The sequence below is a fragment of the Halorubrum sp. SS7 genome, from assembly GCF_005435055.1.
In the GTDB taxonomy this organism is placed as follows: domain Archaea; phylum Halobacteriota; class Halobacteria; order Halobacteriales; family Haloferacaceae; genus Halorubrum; species Halorubrum salinarum.
Genome location: NZ_SGXV01000142.1, coordinates 1 through 922 on the forward strand (window position 1 = coordinate 1; position 922 = coordinate 922).

General features: G+C 57.7%; 1 protein-coding gene and 1 pseudogene. Both read right to left on the minus strand.

What is annotated here, in order from left to right:
- Positions 1 to 432 (minus strand): annotated as a pseudogene (locus EXE44_RS20965) (hypothetical protein); the annotation flags it as partial.
- Between the two features lie 163 nt (positions 433 to 595).
- Positions 596 to 922, minus strand: a 327-nt coding sequence (locus tag EXE44_RS17185; RefSeq protein WP_137717989.1) for a DNA cytosine methyltransferase, incomplete at its 5' end; no start/stop codon positions are given.

The following is a 922-nucleotide window of genomic DNA, read 5'->3' on the forward strand; positions in this document are numbered from 1 at the left end:
GGTTCGGTTCAGGTCCTCCCGGAACAGTTCGATCAGCTCGTTGTGGAACGCTCGGATCCCTTCCCGAGTGTCACCGCGTTTCAGTGTCAGCGACGACTTCGCCGTGCTCTCGTAGCGGTCGAGGATGTCGTCGACAGTGATGTCAGGGTTAAAACCGGCCAGCCAGTCGTCGTACTTTGCCAGTTCTTCGGCGAGGACAACAAAGTCGATCGCGAGCCCTAGCGTCCCTTTCGAAGATGCGAACTGCGTCCCCGCCTCAGAAACGAGCGCATCAATCACATTGCGCTCAGCGTCTGAGATCCCATCGCCAAAGCCGTCGGATGCCGACAGATCCGATTGATTCCCGAAATAGGTGGCCGGGAAATGGCTCTGTAAAAACATCTCTATCGCTTCATCGTCGTGGTCGGCACGATCGTCGCTCCATCTACTCATCTGCGTATACTGTCCGGTCAACAGACACGCTTAGAAAAGTTGGCATTGGAAAACGAGAAACTAAGTAGAGGAAAATTCACGCTAGACGTTCCCTACTGGGACTGATTCCGATGGCGCTTCCGAGGTTGTTTTTGGAATCTGCCAGAAAACTATTCGACTCCTATTAGTCAGCGAAGTCAAGCGTGACCTGCTGCGCGTGGCCGCCGATATCCGACTTCTCCTCCTCGAACTCGGCGAGGTCCATCCCACCACAGCGGAGCTTGTAGATGCGCTCTCGCTCCTCGTCGGTCAGCGTCTGGCTGTAGACGCTCTGCTTGAGGTAGTAGCCGACGGACTCCGCGAGGTACGGCGGCACCGCGTTCCCGATCTGTTTCCGGACCGAGACGAGGCCGCCATCGAAGCGGTACCAGTCGGGGAACGTCTGTAAGCGCGCCCCCTCGCGCGGCGTGAGCCCGCGATGCTGGAACGGATGGATACACCGGGCGCTAGA